The sequence below is a fragment of the Allobosea sp. P4_C6 genome (assembly GCF_056402015.1).
This window is the reverse complement of the sequence record NZ_JBFUIF010000030.1, coordinates 1-13,925: the sequence shown is the minus strand read 5'-3', so window position 1 is coordinate 13,925 and position 13,925 is coordinate 1. Positions and strand designations below refer to the sequence as shown.

Sequence of the window (13,925 nt, the reverse complement as noted above, 5' to 3'; positions counted from 1 at the left end):
GGCATCGCTCCCATTGGAACCGGATGGCGGGTCGTTAACCGGTCGGGCGACACGAGTCAACCCTCGCACCCAAGAAACATGCCAAGGCCGGCAAAGCGGCCGAAGCACTGTCAGGTCAAGGCCGTAGCCAACGCTGCCATACGGGGCTCCGTCATTCCGGACAAGCGGCGAAGCCGCGCCGATCCGGAATCCATCGAAGAGTACCGTGCTTTACGATGGATTCCGGGTCTCCGCTTTGCTCCGCCCGGAATGACGCGCCTGAGTGCGACCGCTTACTTCTTCACCAAGCTGCACTTGCTCTCCGAAAGCGGCGCGATGATCTCGGATGCCGGGATCCTGCGGACGACCTTGAAGTAGTCCCATGGAGCCTTCGAGGCCGCCGGCGCCTTAACCTCGACCAGCAGCATGTCGTTCATCAGCCGCCCGTCTTCGCGGACCTTGGCACCGGGCGCATAGAAATCCTCGACCGGCATCTCCCGCATCTTTGCGGCAACCGCAGGACCCGCGGCAGTGCCCGCCGCCTTCACCGCCTTGAGATAGTGCAGCACCGAGGAATAGACGCTGGCCTGGATCATGCCCGGCATCTTCTTCGTTCGCGCCATATAGCGGTCCGCCCAGTCGCGGCTCGGCTTGTCGGCATCGTGATAATAAGCGGTGGTGGTGATCAGCCCCTTGGCCTTGTCGAGGCCGAGGCCGTGCACGTCGCTCAGCACCACGACCATCGCGGCGAGCTTCTGCCCGCCATCGACGAGGCCGAACTCGCCGGCTTGCTTGACCGAGTTGATCGTGTCTGTGCCGGCATTGGCGAAGGCGACGATCTTCGCCTTCGAGGCCTGCGCCTGCAGCAGGAAGGAGGAGAAGTCCGGCGTGGAGAGCGGCGCCCGCACCGTGCCGAGCGTCTTGCCGCCATTGGCCGCGACGATGGCCTCGATATCCGCGGTAAGCTGATGGCCGAAGGCATAGTCGGCGGCAATGATGTACCAGCTGTCGCCGCCCTCGCGCAGCACCGACAGCGCCGTGCCCTTGGCCGAGGTCGCGGTGTCGAAGGTCCACATGAAGCCGGTCGCCGAGCAATCCTCGTTGAACAGCCGGGTCGTCGCCGGCCCATTGTAGAGCGCGACCTTCTGGCGTTCCTTGGCGATCCCGCCTACGGCCAGCGCGACCGCCGAGTTCGTTAGGTCGGCGATGGCGGTGACGCCGTCGACATCGTACCAGCGCCGCGCCAGTCCGGCGGCGACGTCGGGCTTGTTCTGGTGGTCGGCCGCGACGATCTCGATTGGCTTGCCAAGCACCGAACCGCCGAAATCCTCGATCGCCAGCTTCGCCGCCTCGACCGAGCCAAGCCCGCCGAATTCGGCATAGTTGCCCGACTGGTCGTTGAGGATGCCGATCTTGACCGCATCCTGCGCCCGCGCCGCAGCCGGCATCAGCGCCAGCGTGCTGGCGACCAGCAATGCACCCCATCTCGTCGTCATGCGCCTGCTCCCTGTCCTGCGCCGGACCGGAAAACCGCTTCGCTCCCGGTCGACGGGCGCTTCACACCGCTTTTCGCGGCTTGCAGTCAGCACATCCGGCGGGCCTGTGCCTGTCAACGCACGGGCAGGCCGAGAAAAGACAAAGGCCGGCACGCAAAAGCGCACCGCCGAACGAAAAAACCCGGAGAGGCCGTTCGGCCTGTCCGGGTTCGGTATCTGCTTCGAGTTTGTGGCCGCCGGCGGATCAGCCCTGCGCCGCCACGGACAATGCGTTCGCGATCACTTCGGAGACGCTGTCGATCGGCTGCATGCCGTCGATCGGGGTCAGCTGACCGCGCTTCTCATAATAGGGCGCAACCACCGCCGTATCGCGGTTATAGGCCTCGAGCCGGGTCTTGAAGACTTCCGGATCATCATCCTTGCGCACCGGCTGGCCGGCGGCTTTCGCCTCTTCGGCGCGGCGGACGATACGGTCGACGAGCTTGCTCTGGTCGACCTTGAGTTCCAGCACGGCGTCGAGCTTCACGCCCTTGCTCTCCAGCATCCGGTCGAGCGCCTCGGCCTGCGCCAGCGTCCGCGGGAAGCCGTCGAGGATGAAGCCCTTCTTGGCATCCGCCTCTTCGATGCGGTCGGCGACGATGCCGATGACGATCTCGTCGGAGACGAGCCCGCCCGCATCCATCACGGCCTTGGCCTTCTGGCCGATCGGCGTGCCGGCGCTGACAGCCGCGCGCAGCATGTCACCGGTCGAGAGTTGCGGAATGCCATGCTTCGCGACGATGCGCGCCGCCTGAGTGCCTTTGCCCGCCCCCGGCGGCCCCAGGAAAATCAACCGCATTTAGCGCCTCGCTCCTCGCAATTTGGCCTTCTTGACCAGCCCTTCGTACTGATGGGCCAGCAGATGTCCGTGAACTTGAGCCACGGTGTCCATCGTCGTCGTCACCACGATGAGCAGCGAAGTGCCGCCCAGCAGGATGATCGGGATCTGAGCATAGGTGATCATGAACTCGGGGATAAGGCAGACGATCGTCAGATAGCCGGCGCCGAGCACGGTGATGCGGGTGAGGATACGGTCGATATGCTCGGCCGTGCGCTCGCCGGGGCGGATGCCCGGCATGAAGCCGCCATGCTTCTTGAGGTTGTCCGCCGTCTCGACCGGGTTGAACACGATCGCGGTGTAGAAGAAGCAGAAGAAGATGATCAGCGCCGCGTAGAGGATCATGAACAGCGGCCGGCCATGCGCGAGATAGGTCGCGATGATGGAGAGGAAGCCCGTCCCGCCCGAAGCCTGCGAGAAGCTCGCGATCGTCGTCGGCAGGAGCAGCAGCGACGAGGCGAAGATCGGCGGGATGACGCCGGAGGTGTTGAGCTTCAGCGGCAGGAACGAGGTCTGGCCCTCATACATGCGGTTGCCGACCTGGCGCTTCGGGTAGTTGATCAGCAGGCGGCGCTGAGCACGCTCCATGAACACGCAGAAGGCGATGACGCAGACCGCCATGACCAGCACGCCGAGCAGCAGCCCGGTCGAGATCGCGCCCTGCCGGCCGAGTTCGAGGGTCTGGGCGAGCTGCGACGGGAATTCGGCGATGATGCCCGCGAAGATGATCATCGAGGTGCCGTTGCCGATGCCGCGGCTGGTGATCTGTTCGCCGAGCCAGAGCAGGAACATCGTGCCGCCGACGAGCGTGAGCGTCGTCGAGAGCAGGAAGAACGGCCCCGGCTCCAGCACCAGATTGCCCGAGCCCTGCAGGCCGACGCCGATCGCATAGGCCTGGAATACGGCCAGCACCAGCGTCAGGTAGCGCGTGTACTGGTTGAGGGTCTTGCGGCCCTGCTCGCCTTCCTTCTTCAGCGCCTCGAAGGTCGGGATGACGCTGGACAGCAGCTGGACGATGATCGAGGCCGAGATGTACGGCATGATAGCCAGCGCGAAGATGGCGAGACGGCCGACGGCGCCGCCCGAGAACATGTTGAACATGCCGAGCACGCCGCTCTGCGACTGGCGGAACAGGTCCGCCACCGCGTCGGGGTTCATGCCGGGCAGCGGTATATAGGTGCCGAGCCGGTAGACGACGAGCGCCCCCAGCGTGAACCAGATCCGCTTCTTCAGTTCGTCCGCCTTGGCGAAGGCCCCGAAGTTGAGGTTTGCCGCAAGCTGTTCAGCCGCCGATGCCATGCGTCCGGTCCTTGGGTCTCAAGTCAGTCATTGAAGCACATCCCCCGCCGCGCTCGCGGTGCGTTTTCGGGTCGCGTGCCTTGCGTCAAACAGTCGAACGGCGGCCTGGGCGCTGGCCCGGCCGCCGTTCGCAAACGTCATGTAGGCGTTAGGATCACGCCTGTGAAGCGGCAGCCAGAATCTTGACCGTGCCGCCCGCCTTCTCGATCGCCGCGACGGCCGACTTGGACGCGCCGGCCACCTCGAAAGCGAGCTTGGTCTTGAGCTCGCCGACGCCGAGGATCTTGACGCCATCCTTGGCCTGACGGGTGATGACACCGGCGGCGACGAGCGCCTCGATGGTGACAGCACCCTTGGCATCGAGCTTACCGGCTTCGACGGCCTGCTGGATGCGGCCGAGGTTCACCTCGTTCAGATCCTTGCTGAACAGGTTGTTGAAGCCGCGCTTGGGCAGGCGACGATACAGCGGCATCTGGCCGCCTTCGAAGCCCTTGATGGCGACACCGGCGCGCGAGGTCTGACCCTTCACGCCGCGGCCACCGGTCTTGCCCTTGCCCGAGCCGATACCACGGCCGACGCGGATGCGCTCCTTGAGAGCGCCTTCGTTGTCACGAATCTCGTTGAGTTTCATGTGTCGCCCTCCTCAATTCGCGTCGACGACGCGCACGAGGTGCTTGACCTTCTCGACCATGCCACGCACCGCGGGGGTGTCCTGGAGGGTCGAGCGGCGGCGGATCTTGTTCAGGCCGAGACCGATCAGGGTCTGGCGCTGGGTGGCGTCGCGGCGGATCGGGGAGCCGATCTGCTCGACGGTCAGGGTCTTCTCAGCCTTTGCCATGAATCCCTCCTCACGCTTCCGCAGCCGCATCCGTGCCGGCATCGCGGCGACGGGTCTGCAGGGCCGAAACCTTGAGCGAGCGACGGGCCGCGACGGAGCGCGGGCTGTCCTCGTTCTTCAGCGCGTCGAAAGTGGCGCGCACGAGGTTGTAGGGGTTCGAGGAGCCGAGCGACTTGGACACGACGTCCTGCATGCCGACCGCCTCGAAGACGGCGCGCATCGGGCCGCCGGCGATGATGCCGGTACCGGCCGGAGCCGCGCGCAGCACGACCTTGCCGGCGCCATGGCGGCCCTGCACGTCGTGATGGAGGGTGCGGCCCTCGCGCAACGGGATGCGGACGAGGCCGCGCTTGGCGGCTTCCGTCGCCTTGCGGATCGCCTCGGGAACTTCACGGGCCTTGCCGTGGCCGAAGCCGACGCGGCCCTTCTGGTCGCCGACGACGACGAGCGCGGCGAAGCCGAAGCGACGACCACCCTTCACCACCTTGGCGACACGGTTGATGTGGACGAGCTTATCCACGAATTCGGAATCTTCGCTATCCCGACGCTCACGCGGCTCTCTAGCCATCTCTGTCCTCTTACTTGCGCGACGAGAGCCTGAGGCTCCGCCGCTCGCTCGAGCAAATCCCCTTCGGCCTCATTGCCTGGGGGCAGCCTGAAAACGGATGCCGCCCGGCCGGCGCGCGAACGCCGGGCCGGGCGAAACCCGGTAGCCTCAGAAGCTCAGGCCGCCCTCGCGGGCTGCCTCGGCCAGCGCCTTGACGCGGCCGTGGTACATGTACGGGCCACGGTCGAAGACCACGTCCGTCACGCCGGCCTTGACCGCGCGCTCGGCGACGATCTTGCCGATGATGGCGGCCGACTCGACGTTGGCGCCGGACTTGATATCGCCGCGCAGATCCTTGTCGAGCGACGAGGCCGAGGCCAGGGTGACCCCCTTCACGTCGTCGATGACCTGCGCATAGATCTGCTTGCCGGTGCGGTGCACCGAAAGGCGCGGGCGGCCGTTGGCAACCGCCTTGATCGCGCGGCGGACGCGGGCCTTGCGGCGCGCAGTCACATCGTTCTGCTTGCTCATGGCTGGCGTCCTTACTTCTTCTTGCCTTCCTTGCGGAAGATGAACTCGCCGGCGTACTTGACGCCCTTGCCCTTGTAGGGCTCGGGGCCACGATAGTCGCGGATCTCCGCGGCGGTCTGGCCGACGACCTGCTTGTCGATGCCGACGACGACGATCTCCGTCGGCTTCGGCGTCGTGATCGCGACACCGGCCGGGATCTCATAGTCGATATCGTGGCTGTAGCCGAGCGACAGCTTCAGCACCTTGCCAGCGACGGCGGCCTTGTAGCCGACGCCGTTGATCTCGAGGCGCTTCTCGAAGCCGGCGGTGGTGCCGACAACGAGGTTGTTGATGCGGGCACGCGAGGTGCCCCAGAGCGCACGGGCGCGCTTCGACTGCGAACGCGGCTGAACCGCGATCGCACCGTCCTCCATGGCGACCGAGACGTCCTCGGGCACCTCGAAGGAGAGCTCGCCCTTCGAGCCCTTGACCTTGACCAGCTGGCCGGTGACCGTGGCGGTGACGCCTGCGGGAACCGAGACCGGCTTCTTACCGATACGAGACATTGGATCTCTCCTGAAGATGAGCGGGGCGCCTGAAAGGTCAGAAGACCTTGCAGAGCACTTCGCCGCCCACGTTCTGCTCGCGGGCCACATGATCGGCCATAACGCCACGCGGGGTCGAGACGATCGTCACGCCGAGGCCATCGGCCACGCGCGGCATTGTCTCGACCGACGAGTAAACGCGACGGCCGGGCTTCGAAACACGCGAGATCGACCGGATGACCGGCTGGCCCTCGTGATACTTCAGCTCGATGTCGAACTCCGTCCGGCCGTTGCCGAACTCGGTCTGGCTGTAGCCGCGGATATAGCCCTCGGACTGCAGCACGTCGAGCACGCGGGCGCGCAGCTTCGAGCCAGGGGTGGAAACGCGGGACTTGCGACGCATCTGCGCATTGCGGATGCGGGTCAGCATATCGCCGAGCGGATCAATGATTGCCATTGTCCAGTACTCCTCACCAGCTCGATTTCACGAGGCCGGGAACCAGCCCCTTGTTACCGAGCTCACGCAGCGCGACACGCGACATCTTGAGCTTGCGATAAAAAGCGCGCGGACGACCCGTCACCTCGCAACGATTGCGGATGCGGATCTTGGCCGAGTTGCGCGGCAGTTCAGCCAGCTTGAGGCGAGCGAGGAAGCGCTCGTCCATGGGCTGGTTGTCGTCATTGGCAATTGCGAGCAAACGGGCCCGGCGGCCGGCGAATTTCTTCACCAGCTTCCTGCGGCGCTCGTTGTTCTCGACGGAGCTTTTCTTAGCCATCGATCTCTCCTGGTTTCCGCGTATGAACGCTTAGGTTCACTGCCGGAACGGGAAGTTGAAGTGCTTGAGCAAGGCGCGCGCCTCGTCGTCCGACTTCGCAGTCGTGCAGACGATCACGTCCATGCCCCAGACCTGGTCGACCTTGTCGTAGTTGATCTCCGGAAACACGATGTGCTCCTTGATCCCGAGCGCGAAGTTGCCGCGCCCGTCGAACGACTTCGGGTTCAGGCCCCGGAAGTCGCGCACGCGCGGCAAGGCGATGGTGACGAGCCGGTCGAGGAACTCGAACATCTTGGTCTTGCGCAGCGTGACCTTGCAGCCCACCGCCATGTTCTCGCGCAGCTTGAAGCCGGCGATGGCGAGGCGGGACTTCGTGATGACCGGCCTCTGGCCGGCAATCATGGCGAGATCGCCGGCGGCGTTGTCGACCTTCTTGCGGTCGGCCGTCGCTTCGCCAACGCCCATGTTGATGACGATCTTCTCGATCGTCGGCACTTCCATGACGTTCTTGTAGCCGAATTCGGCGATCATCGCGGGACGAACGACGTCCTCGTAATGCTTCTTCATGCGCGGCGAGAGAGCCGCCTGCTGAGCCTCAGCCATCGATCAGATCCCCCGAACGCTTGGCGAAACGAACCTTGCGGCCGTCATCGAGCACCTTGAAACCAACGCGGGTCGGCTTGCCGTCCTTCGGATCGGCCACGGCGATGTTCGACAGGTCGATGGTGGCCTCTTTCGAGATGATGCCACCCTCGGACGTCTGCGACTGCTTGGTGTGGCGCTTGACGAGGTTGACACCACGCACGACGGCGCGGGCATCCTTCGGCAGGACCTGCAGCACTTCGCCCGACTTGCCCTTGTCGCGGCCTGCGAGCACGACGACCTTGTCGCCCTTCTTGATCTTCGCAGCCATCACAGCACCTCCGGCGCCAGCGAGATGATCTTCATGTGGTTCTTGGCGCGCAGCTCGCGCGGAACCGGTCCGAAGATACGCGTGCCGACCGGCTCCTTCTGGTTGTTGATCAGCACGGCCGCATTGCGGTCGAAGCGGATCACCGAACCGTCTGCGCGCTTGACGTCCTTGGCGGTGCGAACGACGACCGCCTTCATGACGTCGCCCTTCTTCACGCGACCGCGCGGAATGGCTTCCTTGATCGAAACGACGATGATGTCGCCGACACCGGCGTACTTGCGCTTCGATCCGCCCAGAACCTTGATGCACATCACACGACGCGCGCCGGAATTGTCGGCGACGTCGAGATTCGTCTGCACCTGGATCATGGCCTTGATCCTTCCAATCTGTGTATCAGGCGGTTTCCCGGACCGCCTCAGCGCTGCCCGGGACTACGACTGACGGGGGTCGATCGCCCCCTGGCCTCAAAACAAAACATGATCCGCAAAAGTGGTTTCCACCTTTGCGGAGAAACATGTCCGGCTTCCTACGGGCGCCCTGCCCGCCCCTGATTCGGGGCCGGGCAAAGCGGTCTCGCCTCACGCCTTGGGGGCGCTGTCGAGCACAACCCAGCTTTTCAGCTTGGAAATCGGCTTGGACTCCTCGATCCACACCGTGTCGCCGATCTTGAACGAACCCGCCTCGTTGTGGGCGTGATAGTTCTTCGTGCGGCGAACCGTCTTCTTGAGGAGCGGGTGCGTATAACGCCGCTCGACCTTCACGACAACAGTTTTGTTCTGCTTGTCGCTGACGACGACGCCCTGCAGTACGCGCTTAGGCATTATTCTCTCCTCACGCGCTGGCCGCAACGGCCTTCGACCGTTGCAGCGTCTTGATGCGGGCGATGTCCTTGCGCAGCTCGGTGACGCGCGCGGAGTTCTCGAGCTGGCCCGTAGCCTTCTGGAAGCGCAGGTTGAACTGCTCCTTCTTCAGCTTGAGCAGCTCGTCATGGAGCTGATCCGTGCTCATCGACTTCAGGTCGGAAAGACGCTGTGTGCTTTTCATGTCGCCCTCCCTTACTCGGCGATGCGCTGGATGAAGCGGGTCTTGATCGGCAGCTTGGCGGCGCCGAGACGGAGCGCCTCGCGGGCGATCTCCTCGGACACGCCGTCGAGCTCGAACATGATCCGGCCCGGCTTGACCTTGGCCGCCCAGAACTCGGGCGAACCCTTGCCCTTACCCATGCGGACTTCGGTCGGCTTCTTGGAAACCGGCACGTCCGGGAAGACGCGGATCCAGACACGGCCGACGCGCTTCATGGCACGGGTGATCGCGCGGCGGGCCGCCTCGATCTGCCGGGCGGTGACGCGCTCGGGCTCCTGGGCCTTCAGGCCGAACTGGCCGAAGTTGAGGTCCGTGCCGCCCTTGGCGACGCCGTGGATGCGTCCCTTGAACTGCTTGCGGAACTTGGTGCGTTTTGGTTGCAGCATGGCTCTTCTCGATCAGCCTTACGCAGCCTGCTCGCGACGATCGCGATCGCGGTGATCGCGGTCACGGCCGCCGGAACGGCCGCCCTCGTCGGAGAGGCGCTTGTCCTGGGCCATCGGGTCGTGTTCCAGGATCTCGCCCTTGAAGATCCAGACCTTGATGCCGCACGTCCCGTAGGTCGTGAAAGCGGTGGCGACGCCGTAGTCGACGTCGGCGCGCAGCGTATGCAGCGGCACGCGGCCCTCACGGTACCATTCGAGGCGGGCGATCTCGGCGCCGCCGAGACGGCCCGAGCAGTTGATGCGGATGCCCTCGGCGCCCAGACGCATCGCCGACTGCACGGCGCGCTTCATGGCGCGACGGAAGGCGACGCGGCGCTCGAGCTGCTGCGCGATCGAGTCGGCAACCAGCGTGGCGTCGATCTCGGGCTTGCGCACCTCGACGATGTTGATCGTGACATCGGCCTTGGTGAGCTTCGAGACTTCCTTGCGGAGCTTCTCGATGTCTGCACCCTTCTTGCCGATCACCACGCCCGGACGCGCCGAGTGGATGGTGACGCGGCACTTCTTGTGCGGACGCTCGATGATGATCTTCGAGACGGCGGCCTGCTTCAGCAGCTTCATGAGGGCGGCGCGGATGGCCATGTCCTCATGCAGCAGCTTGCCGTACTCGCCCTTGCTCGCGAACCAGCGCGAATCCCAGGTGCGATTGATGCCGAGGCGAAGGCCGATCGGATTGATTTTCTGACCCATCGTTCTCTCCTCAGGCCTGCGCAGCCTGCTCGCGCACCACGATCGTGATGTTCGAGAACGGCTTCATGATACGGGCGCCACGGCCGCGGGCGCGGGCGTGGAAGCGCTTCATCACGAGCGCCTTGCCGACGAAGGCCTGGGCAACGACGAGATCGTCGACGTCGAGATCATGATTGTTCTCGGCGTTGGCGATCGCGCTCTGCAGGCACTTGCGAACGTCGTTCGCGATGCGCTTGCGCGAGAACTCGAGATCGGCGAGAGCCGTCGCGACCTTCTTGCCACGGATCAGCTGAGCGACGAGGTTCAGCTTCTGCGGCGAGACGCGAAGGTTGCGGGCAATCGCAATCGCTTCGTTGTCCGGCAGCGCACGGGGGGCTGATGCTTTACCCATGGCTTACTTCCTCTTCGCCTTCTTGTCGGCAGCGTGGCCGTGGAAGGTGCGCGTCGGCGAGAACTCGCCGAACTTGTGGCCCACCATCTCCTCGGACACGGACACCGGCACATGCTTCTGGCCGTTGTAAACGCCGAACGTCAAACCGACGAACTGCGGCAGGATCGTGGAGCGTCGGCTCCAGATCTTGATAACTTCATTGCGGCCCGAGGTCCTGGCGACCTCGGCCTTCTTCAGGAGGTATCCGTCGACGAACGGACCTTTCCAAAGCGAACGCGCCATGACGGACCTCAGTTCTTCTTCTTGCGGGCGTGACGGCTCGACACGATGAACGTATCGGTCCGCTTGTTCGAGCGGGTCTTCTTGCCCTTGGTCGGCAGACCCCAGGGCGTAACCGGGTGACGGCCGCCCGAGGTCCGGCCTTCACCACCACCGTGCGGATGGTCGACCGGGTTCATCGAGACGCCGCGGTTATGCGGACGGCGGCCGAGCCAGCGAGAGCGACCGGCCTTGCCGTCGTTCCGGTTCATGTGATCCGGGTTCGAGACGGCGCCGACCGTGGCGTAGCACTGGCCCGAGATCAGGCGCTGCTCGCCGGAGTTCAGGCGAACGATGACGTAGCCCTGGTCGCGACCGACGATCTGGGCGTAGTTGCCGGCCGAACGGGCCAGAGCGCCACCCTTGCCGATCTTAAGCTCGACGTTGTGGACGATCGTGCCGATCGGCAGCGAACCCATCGGGGCCGCGTTGCCGGGCTTCACGTCGACCGACTCACCCGAGATGACCGTGTCGCCGACAGCCAGGCGCTGCGGCGCCAGGATGTAGGCCTGCTCGCCGTCCTGATACTTGATCAGGGCGATGAAGGCCGTGCGGTTCGGGTCGTATTCGAGCCGCTCGACGGTCGCCGGGATGCCGTCCTTGCCGCGACGCTTGAAGTCGACGAGGCGAAGCGTGCGCTTGTGGCCACCGCCGCGGAAGCGGACGGTGATGCGGCCGAGGTTGTTACGGCCGCCCGAGGAGCTCTTGCCCTCGGTCAGCACCTTGACCGGCTTGCCCTTGTAGAGCTCGCTGCGGTCGACGATCACGAGCTGGCGAAGGCTCGGCGTGATCGGCTTGAAGTGTTTCAAAGCCATGATGGCGATCCTTCCCTCAGAGGCCCGTGGTCACGTCGATCGAGTGGCCCTCTTCGAGGGTCACAACGGCCTTCTTGACGTCCGAGCGCTGGCCGAGGCGGCCACGGAAGACCTTGACCTTGCCTTCGGTGACGATCGTGTTGACGCTCTTGACCTTGACGTCGAAGAGCTTCTCGATCGCCGCCTTGATCTGCGGCTTGGTCGCGGTGCGCGCAACCTTGAAGACGACCTTGTTGTGCTCGGAGAGCATCGTCGCCTTCTCGGTGATGACCGGCGCCACGATCACATCGTAGTGGCGCGGGTCCAGATTCTTGGACTGGCTCATTTGAAGCGCGCCTCCAGCGCATCGACAGCCGCGCGCGTCAGGACGAGCTTGTCGCGACGCAGGATGTCATAGACGTTGATGCCCTGGACCGGCAGCACGTCGACATTCGGGATCGAGCGGGCAGCCAGGCCGAAGTTGGTATCGATCTCTGCGCCGCCGACGATCAGCGCGCTCGACAGGTCAAGCTTGCCGAAATGGCCGAGTAGCACCTTGGTCTTCGGCTCGTCGAGCTTCACGTCGTCGATAACGATGATGCCGGCGTCCTTGGCCTTGGCCGAGAGCGCATGGCGCAGGGCGAGCGCACGGACCTTCTTGGGAAGATCGTGAGTGTGGTCGCGCAGCACGGGGCCGAAGGCCTTGCCGCCGCCGCGGAACTGCGGAGCCGAAGCCGCGCCGTGGCGAGCGCCGCCGGTGCCCTTCTGCTTGTAGATCTTCTTGCGGGTGCGATCGACTTCCGAGCGGCCCTTGGACTTGTGAGTCCCGGCGCGACGCTTGGCGAGCTGATAGCGGACCATGCGGGCGAGCAGATCGGCGCGCGGCTCGAGGCCGAACACCTCATCCGACAGCTCGACCGAACCGGCCGACTTGCCCTCGAGAGTGGTGATATCGAACTTCATCACGCGTTCTCCTCAGCCTGGGCCGCAGGAGCCTCGTCCGCCTTGGCCTCGCCGGAAACCTTGAACTTGCCCGGCAGCGGCGCATCCTTCGGCAGGGCGCGCTTGATGGCGTCGCGGACATGGATCCAGCCGCCGGCGACGCCGGGAACGGCGCCCTCGACGAGGATCAGGCCACGCTCGGCATCCGTCTGGACGACGCGCAGGTTCTGCGTGGTGACGCGCTCGGCGCCGAGATGGCCCGGCATCTTCTTGTTCTTGAAGGTCTTGCCCGGATCCTGGCGGCCACCGGTCGAACCGATCGAACGGTGCGAGACCGAGACGCCGTGCGTGGCGCGCAGACCGCCGAAGTTCCAGCGCTTCATACCGCCGGCGAAGCCCTTGCCGGTGGTGGTGCCGGAGACGTCGACGAACTGGCCGACGACGAAGTGGTCCGCGGTCAGCTCGGCGCCGACGGGGATCAGCGCGTCATCGCTGACGCGGAACTCGACCACCTTGCGCTTCGGCTCGACCGTGGCGACCGCGAAATGACCGCGCTCCGCCTTCGAGACATTCTTCACCTTCGCCGTGCCGGAGCCCAGCTGCACGGCCACGTAGCCGTTCTTCTCTTTCGTGCGATGCGCGACAACCTGGCAGCTGTCGAGCTTCAGCACGGTGACCGGGATATGTTCGCCGGCATCGGTGAAGATGCGGGTCATCCCGACTTTCTGTGCAATCACACCGGAACGCATCGGTGCATACCTTCCCTTGGGGTCATGTCCATCCGGCGGAACCGGAAACAGAGGACCCGTTCAAATCGGATCAGAGCTTGATTTCGACGTCGACGCCGGCGGCGAGATCGAGCTTCATGAGGGCGTCGACCGTCTGAGGGGTCGGGTCGACGATGTCGAGAACCCGCTTATGGGTCCGCATCTCAAACTGCTCGCGCGACTTCTTGTCGATGTGCGGCGAGCGGTTGACGGTGAACTTCTCGATGAGCGTGGGCAGCGGAATGGGCCCGCGGACCTGAGCGCCCGTCCGCTTCGCGGTCGACACGATCTCGCGCGTGGACGCGTCGAGGATGCGGTGGTCGAACGCCTTGAGGCGGATCCGAATGTTCTGACCGTTCATGGTCTTGTTTCTCCGTGACGTGAAAAGGCGAAAGCCCCTGCAGGGCCTTCGCCCTCACGCAAACGCGTTACGCGATGATGCTGGCGACGACGCCGGCGCCGACGGTACGTCCGCCTTCGCGGATGGCGAAGCGCAGCTTCTCTTCCATCGCGATCGGGGCGATCAGGGTCACCTCCATCGAGATGTTGTCGCCCGGCATCACCATCTCCGTGCCCTCGGGCAGCGTCACCACGCCGGTCACGTCCGTCGTGCGGAAGTAGAACTGCGGGCGGTAGTTGGTGAAGAACGGCGTGTGACGGCCACCCTCTTCCTTCGTCAGGATGTAGGCCTCGGCCTTGAACTTCGTGTGCGGC

25 protein-coding genes are annotated in these 13,925 nt (G+C 64.8%); all 25 read right to left on the bottom strand.

What is annotated here, in order from left to right; all coding sequences use genetic code 11:
- Positions 1–272: 272 nt before the first annotated feature.
- Complete coding sequence (locus AC1DVA_RS19580) at positions 273–1,475, bottom strand: ABC transporter substrate-binding protein (RefSeq protein ID WP_265053769.1); 1,203 nt, start codon at positions 1,473–1,475, stop codon at positions 273–275.
- 244 nt (positions 1,476–1,719) lie between these two features.
- Positions 1,720–2,313 carry an adenylate kinase gene (locus AC1DVA_RS19575; RefSeq protein WP_265053770.1) on the bottom strand — a complete coding sequence of 198 codons (594 nt, stop codon included), beginning with the start codon at positions 2,311–2,313 and terminating at the stop codon, positions 1,720–1,722.
- Entirely contained in the window at positions 2,314–3,651 is a 1,338-nt protein-coding gene (gene secY, locus AC1DVA_RS19570) for a preprotein translocase subunit SecY (protein ID WP_265053771.1), read from the bottom strand. It lies immediately after the preceding gene.
- 154 nt (positions 3,652–3,805) lie between these two features.
- On the bottom strand, positions 3,806–4,282 hold the full coding sequence (rplO, locus tag AC1DVA_RS19565) for a 50S ribosomal protein L15 (RefSeq protein ID WP_265053772.1): 477 nt from the start codon (positions 4,280–4,282) through the stop codon (positions 3,806–3,808).
- Positions 4,283–4,294: 12 nt separating this feature from the next.
- Positions 4,295–4,489: a 50S ribosomal protein L30 gene (gene rpmD / locus AC1DVA_RS19560; protein ID WP_265053773.1), complete on the bottom strand. Its 195-nt coding sequence runs from the start codon at positions 4,487–4,489 to the stop codon at positions 4,295–4,297.
- 10 nt (positions 4,490–4,499) lie between these two features.
- Positions 4,500–5,057: a 30S ribosomal protein S5 gene (gene rpsE, locus AC1DVA_RS19555; RefSeq protein ID WP_038365418.1), complete on the bottom strand. Its 558-nt coding sequence runs from the start codon at positions 5,055–5,057 to the stop codon at positions 4,500–4,502.
- 147 nt (positions 5,058–5,204) lie between these two features.
- Positions 5,205–5,567, bottom strand: a complete 363-nt coding sequence (gene rplR / locus AC1DVA_RS19550; RefSeq protein ID WP_265053774.1) for a 50S ribosomal protein L18 — start codon at positions 5,565–5,567, stop codon at positions 5,205–5,207.
- Between the two features lie 11 nt (positions 5,568–5,578).
- The gene (rplF, locus tag AC1DVA_RS19545; protein ID WP_265053775.1) at positions 5,579–6,112 is read right to left on the bottom strand and encodes a 50S ribosomal protein L6; all 534 of its coding nucleotides are present in this window, start codon (positions 6,110–6,112) and stop codon (positions 5,579–5,581) included.
- Between the two features lie 37 nt (positions 6,113–6,149).
- Positions 6,150–6,548 (bottom strand): 30S ribosomal protein S8, encoded by a 399-nt coding sequence (rpsH, locus tag AC1DVA_RS19540; protein WP_047582049.1) that lies wholly within the window; start codon positions 6,546–6,548, stop codon positions 6,150–6,152.
- A gap of 13 nt (positions 6,549–6,561) precedes the next feature.
- Positions 6,562–6,867: a 30S ribosomal protein S14 gene (gene rpsN, locus AC1DVA_RS19535; protein WP_199085556.1), complete on the bottom strand. Its 306-nt coding sequence runs from the start codon at positions 6,865–6,867 to the stop codon at positions 6,562–6,564.
- A gap of 36 nt (positions 6,868–6,903) precedes the next feature.
- Positions 6,904–7,470 carry a 50S ribosomal protein L5 gene (gene rplE, locus AC1DVA_RS19530; RefSeq protein WP_476806959.1) on the bottom strand — a complete coding sequence of 189 codons (567 nt, stop codon included), beginning with the start codon at positions 7,468–7,470 and terminating at the stop codon, positions 6,904–6,906.
- Positions 7,463–7,780, bottom strand: coding sequence for a 50S ribosomal protein L24 (rplX, locus tag AC1DVA_RS19525; protein WP_149128657.1), 318 nt, complete (start codon positions 7,778–7,780; stop codon positions 7,463–7,465). The genes rplE and rplX overlap by 8 nt, the downstream gene beginning before the upstream one ends.
- Positions 7,780–8,148 (bottom strand): 50S ribosomal protein L14, encoded by a 369-nt coding sequence (gene rplN / locus AC1DVA_RS19520; RefSeq protein WP_055730187.1) that lies wholly within the window; start codon positions 8,146–8,148, stop codon positions 7,780–7,782. Before rplN ends, rplX begins: the two co-directional genes overlap by 1 nt.
- 210 nt (positions 8,149–8,358) lie before the next feature.
- Positions 8,359–8,601 carry a 30S ribosomal protein S17 gene (gene rpsQ, locus AC1DVA_RS19515; protein ID WP_265053777.1) on the bottom strand — a complete coding sequence of 81 codons (243 nt, stop codon included), beginning with the start codon at positions 8,599–8,601 and terminating at the stop codon, positions 8,359–8,361.
- 10 nt (positions 8,602–8,611) lie between these two features.
- The gene (rpmC, locus tag AC1DVA_RS19510) at positions 8,612–8,824 is read right to left on the bottom strand and encodes a 50S ribosomal protein L29 (RefSeq protein WP_265053778.1); all 213 of its coding nucleotides are present in this window, start codon (positions 8,822–8,824) and stop codon (positions 8,612–8,614) included.
- Positions 8,825–8,835: 11 nt separating this feature from the next.
- Entirely contained in the window at positions 8,836–9,249 is a 414-nt protein-coding gene (gene rplP / locus AC1DVA_RS19505) for a 50S ribosomal protein L16 (protein WP_089175048.1), read from the bottom strand.
- A gap of 18 nt (positions 9,250–9,267) precedes the next feature.
- Entirely contained in the window at positions 9,268–9,999 is a 732-nt protein-coding gene (gene rpsC, locus AC1DVA_RS19500) for a 30S ribosomal protein S3 (protein ID WP_265053779.1), read from the bottom strand.
- Positions 10,000–10,009: 10 nt separating this feature from the next.
- Entirely contained in the window at positions 10,010–10,390 is a 381-nt protein-coding gene (gene rplV, locus AC1DVA_RS19495) for a 50S ribosomal protein L22 (RefSeq protein WP_265053780.1), read from the bottom strand.
- A gap of 3 nt (positions 10,391–10,393) precedes the next feature.
- A complete protein-coding gene (gene rpsS, locus AC1DVA_RS19490; protein ID WP_055730182.1) occupies positions 10,394–10,672 on the bottom strand; it encodes a 30S ribosomal protein S19 in 279 nt (92 codons plus the stop codon).
- Positions 10,673–10,680: 8 nt separating this feature from the next.
- Positions 10,681–11,523 (bottom strand): 50S ribosomal protein L2, encoded by an 843-nt coding sequence (rplB, locus tag AC1DVA_RS19485; protein ID WP_265053781.1) that lies wholly within the window; start codon positions 11,521–11,523, stop codon positions 10,681–10,683.
- A gap of 16 nt (positions 11,524–11,539) precedes the next feature.
- Positions 11,540–11,848, bottom strand: coding sequence for a 50S ribosomal protein L23 (locus tag AC1DVA_RS19480; RefSeq protein ID WP_265053782.1), 309 nt, complete (start codon positions 11,846–11,848; stop codon positions 11,540–11,542).
- Positions 11,845–12,465, bottom strand: a complete 621-nt coding sequence (gene rplD, locus AC1DVA_RS19475) for a 50S ribosomal protein L4 (protein ID WP_265053783.1) — start codon at positions 12,463–12,465, stop codon at positions 11,845–11,847. The genes AC1DVA_RS19480 and rplD overlap by 4 nt, the downstream gene beginning before the upstream one ends.
- On the bottom strand, positions 12,465–13,193 hold the full coding sequence (gene rplC / locus AC1DVA_RS19470; RefSeq protein WP_265053784.1) for a 50S ribosomal protein L3: 729 nt from the start codon (positions 13,191–13,193) through the stop codon (positions 12,465–12,467). Before rplC ends, rplD begins: the two co-directional genes overlap by 1 nt.
- Positions 13,194–13,263: 70 nt before the next feature.
- The gene (rpsJ, locus tag AC1DVA_RS19465) at positions 13,264–13,572 is read right to left on the bottom strand and encodes a 30S ribosomal protein S10 (protein ID WP_043237115.1); all 309 of its coding nucleotides are present in this window, start codon (positions 13,570–13,572) and stop codon (positions 13,264–13,266) included.
- Positions 13,573–13,639: 67 nt separating this feature from the next.
- A partial coding sequence (locus tag AC1DVA_RS19460; protein ID WP_476806958.1) for an EF-Tu C-terminal domain-related protein occupies positions 13,640–13,925 on the bottom strand: 286 nt, incomplete at its 5' end.